This is a genomic window from Nitrosomonas eutropha, from assembly GCF_003201195.1.
Classification (GTDB): Bacteria; Pseudomonadota; Gammaproteobacteria; order Burkholderiales; family Nitrosomonadaceae; genus Nitrosomonas; species Nitrosomonas eutropha.
Genome location: NZ_QICQ01000062.1, coordinates 1 through 3,957 on the forward strand (window position 1 = coordinate 1; position 3,957 = coordinate 3,957).

At 50.7% G+C, this 3,957-nt stretch carries 5 protein-coding genes and 1 pseudogene; 1 reads left to right on the forward strand and 5 read right to left on the reverse strand.

Annotated elements, in window-relative coordinates; translation table 11 throughout:
• Positions 1 to 147: 147 nt before the first annotated feature.
• The 3 genes and pseudogenes from C8R14_RS12915 to C8R14_RS12925 all read right to left on the reverse strand — a co-directional run.
• Positions 148 to 300, reverse strand: a pseudogene (locus tag C8R14_RS12915) (IS630 family transposase); the annotation flags it as partial.
• Positions 301 to 595: 295 nt separating this feature from the next.
• Positions 596 to 955: a flagellar protein FlaG gene (locus C8R14_RS12920; RefSeq protein WP_011634859.1), complete on the reverse strand. Its 360-nt coding sequence runs from the start codon at positions 953 to 955 to the stop codon at positions 596 to 598.
• Positions 956 to 980: 25 nt separating this feature from the next.
• Positions 981 to 1,199 carry a hypothetical protein gene (locus C8R14_RS12925; protein WP_110332639.1) on the reverse strand — a complete coding sequence of 73 codons (219 nt, stop codon included), beginning with the start codon at positions 1,197 to 1,199 and terminating at the stop codon, positions 981 to 983.
• 85 nt (positions 1,200 to 1,284) lie between these two features.
• Here C8R14_RS12925 and C8R14_RS13635 point away from each other — a divergent pair, with 85 nt between their 5' ends.
• Complete coding sequence (locus C8R14_RS13635) at positions 1,285 to 1,461, forward strand: hypothetical protein (RefSeq protein ID WP_181413702.1); 177 nt, start codon at positions 1,285 to 1,287, stop codon at positions 1,459 to 1,461.
• 7 nt (positions 1,462 to 1,468) lie between these two features.
• On the opposite strand, the gene C8R14_RS12930 is transcribed toward C8R14_RS13635, so the two are convergent.
• The gene (locus tag C8R14_RS12930) at positions 1,469 to 1,732 is read right to left on the reverse strand and encodes a GIY-YIG nuclease family protein (RefSeq protein WP_258333081.1); all 264 of its coding nucleotides are present in this window, start codon (positions 1,730 to 1,732) and stop codon (positions 1,469 to 1,471) included.
• Between the two features lie 207 nt (positions 1,733 to 1,939).
• A complete protein-coding gene (locus tag C8R14_RS12935; RefSeq protein ID WP_011634861.1) occupies positions 1,940 to 3,415 on the reverse strand; it encodes a flagellin N-terminal helical domain-containing protein in 1,476 nt (491 codons plus the stop codon).
• Positions 3,416 to 3,957: the final 542 nt, after the last annotated feature.

Sequence of the window (3,957 nt, forward strand, 5' to 3'; positions counted from 1 at the left end):
TGCGCGCGCTCTTACTTCGGGGGAATATTTATTTGATTTGTTCATGGCTCCATCTTCTCAGATAGTGGAGCCTCCTCAAAACCCGGGGCGGTTCAGACGCTCAATTCGCGACCAGTTAGCGATCACCTACGTTAGAGCATTTTTGGTTTACTTGTTTACATATCCACATGAAGCGAAGTAGTTGGCACACTCCTCCGGAGTGAACAGATCCAACACTTTGCCGATCTGTGCCCATAAGGCATCCATGGTTCGTTTGGCGGCTTTGCGTAATAGAGCTTTGAGTTTGGAGAATGAATCGTCCCGGGTTATCCGGTGGGTGACTGGAGGGTTCGCCATCTGGTGCAGCAAGCCAGCTTGCCAGTAAAGTATCGGAAGGAGTATCAGGAGAAAACTCACCCTCATTACCAACCACCAGGGTTTGGGAATCAGCTGAATTGACCGTCCAATGGGGTCAAACTAAATCAAATCCAGGTTGGGGCAAAATCTCTCTTGATACCCGGCAAGGCTGGCTATATCTGGCAGGTCCCGATGGAGTGGATCCCGTCACGGGCACGTGGCGGGACGTGGCAAGCCAGCGTTTACTGCCGGCTATCCGTTACGCCTGGCCGTTGAACAATACGCCCTGAATCTTCCCCAGCGCACCCGCAATTCGGATGGCTTCTTCTGACGGAATCTGGCGAATGACTTCCTGCGTTTGCATATCCACAATTCTGACCACGGTCTTGCCGGTATCTTCATCAATGGAAAATTTCAGGTTCTGCGTTAACGTCCGGGTGAATTGCTGAATCTGGTTGACGGCTGCTTCCACCTGCTCTGGTTGAATCACATCATGCTCAACCTTTTCGGCAGCAGGCGGTTCTTCACGAATCGAACAATCCATCGGTGGCACTGGCGCCGCCGTTTGTGTCTGCGTCTGTAACAAATCAGCTACTACACTGGTGATATGCATCTCCATGTTCCCTCTCCTTTTCTCAATTCATTCACTCTACCAACCCCTCTGGATTGCCACGGCCCCAAAGGGCCTTGCAATGACAAAGTATGCCGTCTTTGCCAAGCACTTGACGGAAAAAAACCGCCATTGCGAGCACTGGTGCGAAGCCACCCACCCAGTCTTTGCGAGGAAGCATAGCTGACGAAGCAATCCAGCAACCATCGTCACCATTAACAGCAATCCGGTAACTACCTGCATACTGAATCACCGCGTCACGTTGCTCCTCGTGATGACGAGAGAAATGCTGTCATTGCGAGGAAGCCGCAGGCTGACGTGGCAACCCAGGAAATGCAGTGCAACCGTTACAACGAAGAGAATTGGCAATTTTGCACATTCTGCCAGCGTTGTTGCTGGATCACCACAGCCTTGTCAGGCTTCGCGATGACGGAGTATGCCGTCTTTGCGAGTTGCGTAAGCAACGTGGCAATCCAGAAACGTTACGGAACAATCCGGCCCTTCCATTCCCATAACCACTGCTCACACGATTTCCTCATACAAATCTCGCCAATCCGGGTTTTGCGCTTCAATCAAGGCCAGTTTTCTGGCGCGGCTACCAGCCTTGATCTGCTTCTCCCGCAAAATCGCACTTTCCATTGACCCATGCTGCTCATACCAAACCAGCAACTTGCACTGGTATTTCCTGGTAAACCCTTCCACCACGCTTTCCCTGTGCTGCCAGGCGCGTTGTACAAGATCAGAAGTTACCCCCGTGTACAACGTACCATTACGCTTGTTAGCCATGATATAAACACACGGATCCTTCATCTTCACCTATTGCTGACAAAAAACACCATCCTGGCGTTGCTGCTGGATCGCCGCAGCTTTGTCAGGCTTCGCGATGACGGAGTGTGCCGTCTTTGCGAGCACTTCAGTGCGAAGCAATCCAGTAACAATCTACGTTACTGGATTGCTTCGTGCCCGTGGCATTAGCGATGACGGGCGTGGTGTTTATCTCAACAGAGACAATACGTTATTGGGTAACGAATTGGCTTGAGCGAGCATGGCCACCCCAGCTTGCTGCATAATTTGTGCACGGGTTAGCGCGGCGGTTTCGGCAGCAAAATCCGCATCCTGGATACGACTGCGGGAGGCAGACAGGTTTTCAGAAGTTGTTTGCAGATTAGTGATGACCGAGCTGAAGCGGTTTTGTAATGCACCTAGATCGCCACGTGAACTGTTAATTTGTTGCAATGCTTCATCCAGTACACGGATGGCCGATTGTGCGCCAGTTGCGCTGGCCACTGAAACGCTGGATACAGCAGAGAAACTGCTTGTGGCCGTTGCGCTGACAAAGGCCTCCGCATTTGCAGCGGCAGCAGTAATGGCACCTTTAGAGCTATAAACATCTACATTACCGACGACACGAGTACTATCATCAGCGCCCCCAGTTAACTCAACAGCTACACCATTTATTCCTTTGACATCTATGGTTTTAGTGGTGCCACTATTGTTAAAGTCTAAAATCCGAATATCTCGGCCATCAGTCGTCGATAGTGTGATTTCAGACAGGTTACTTGGGTTAGCAAAAGATGCGGAAACTCCTGTGGTACCGGCCACACCATTAATCGCAGCGGCGAGTGCTGACAGGTCACCAGTTGAAGCGACGTTAGCCGAGATCGCTTGATCATTGAGTGTCAGTGAGACGGTTCCGGCTGAGGCTAGTTTGCCTAGCGTAGCACTGTTGGTGGCAACTGCACTCAGACCGACGTCTGTACCAGCACTGTTGATTGCGGCTGCGATACCGTTGGCACCTGCACTTACATCATAGATAATTGCTGCAGTCGTGCCACCTTGTGCTGTGGTCAGTGTGAAATTATCTGTAGCTACTACTGCTGCTGCACCGGTAGGTACCGCAGTACCTGCTGTGATTGCCTGACCCATATGACTACCACCAGTGGAAAGCACATTGCTACCGAGTGCAGAGGCACGTGCATCTCCGATCTGAGAGACTGAAATAGTTTGATTGGCGTTGGCACCTATCTGGAAATTCTGGCTGGCAAATGAACCATCTAGTAGATTCAAGCCATTAAACTGGGTTTGTCCGGCGACACGAGTAATTTCAGATGTTAGTTGTGCAACTTCGGCCTGCATAGCGGCACGATCAGAAGCAGAATTAGTCGCGTTGGAGGATTGCACCGCCAGCTCACGGATGCGCTGCAGGTTGTTACCGATTTCACCGAGTGCGCCTTCTGCAGTTTGTGCCAGTGAAATGCCATCATTGGCATTGCGCGCAGCCTGATTCAGGCCGCGGATTTGCGAGGTCATACGCTCAGAAATGGCCAGCCCGGCAGCATCATCCTTGGCGCTGTTGATGCGTAAGCCACTGGATAAACGCTGCAGAGAGGTGCTAAGGGCGTTTTGTGAGGAATTGAGGTTACGCTGTGAATTGAGTGAGGCGACGTTGGTATTGATAACTTGTGGCATTTTTGTTTCTCCTTCCGAGAAGTACTTTTTAAAGTATCGTGGCGCTCTTTGATAGCGAGCCCACCATCGTTTTCCGGCCCTGATCTGCATCTGTGTGCAGAATATTCAACCGCCGTTGAGAGCAGTAACGGACCGCGTAAGGAAAGGTTTAGAGGAATAAATAGAAAAACAGCTTTTCTTTTTTAACCAGTGAAGACTGGAACTCAAGGAGAAATCAGCAGTTATTTGGGCAATTGGTTAAAAACCGTCATTACGAACGCGCAGCGTGAAGCAATCCAGCGGCAATGTTAACGAAGGCATAAGGTGATGTGCCCTGGTGCTTTTCTGGATTGCTTCGTCAGCTGCGCTTCCTCGCAAAGACGGCAATTTTTATCACTGGCCGGTACTGGACTGCTACCTGCCACACTACACTCACACATGTGTTCGCTTTATCTATTGCTCAGCTTGTGAATCGTCCCGGGTTTTGAGGAGGCTGTTTGGTTAAAGTCAAGCCACCGGAATGGCTTCCCTGGCGAATTGCCTATAGTAGTTTACCTCAGCTT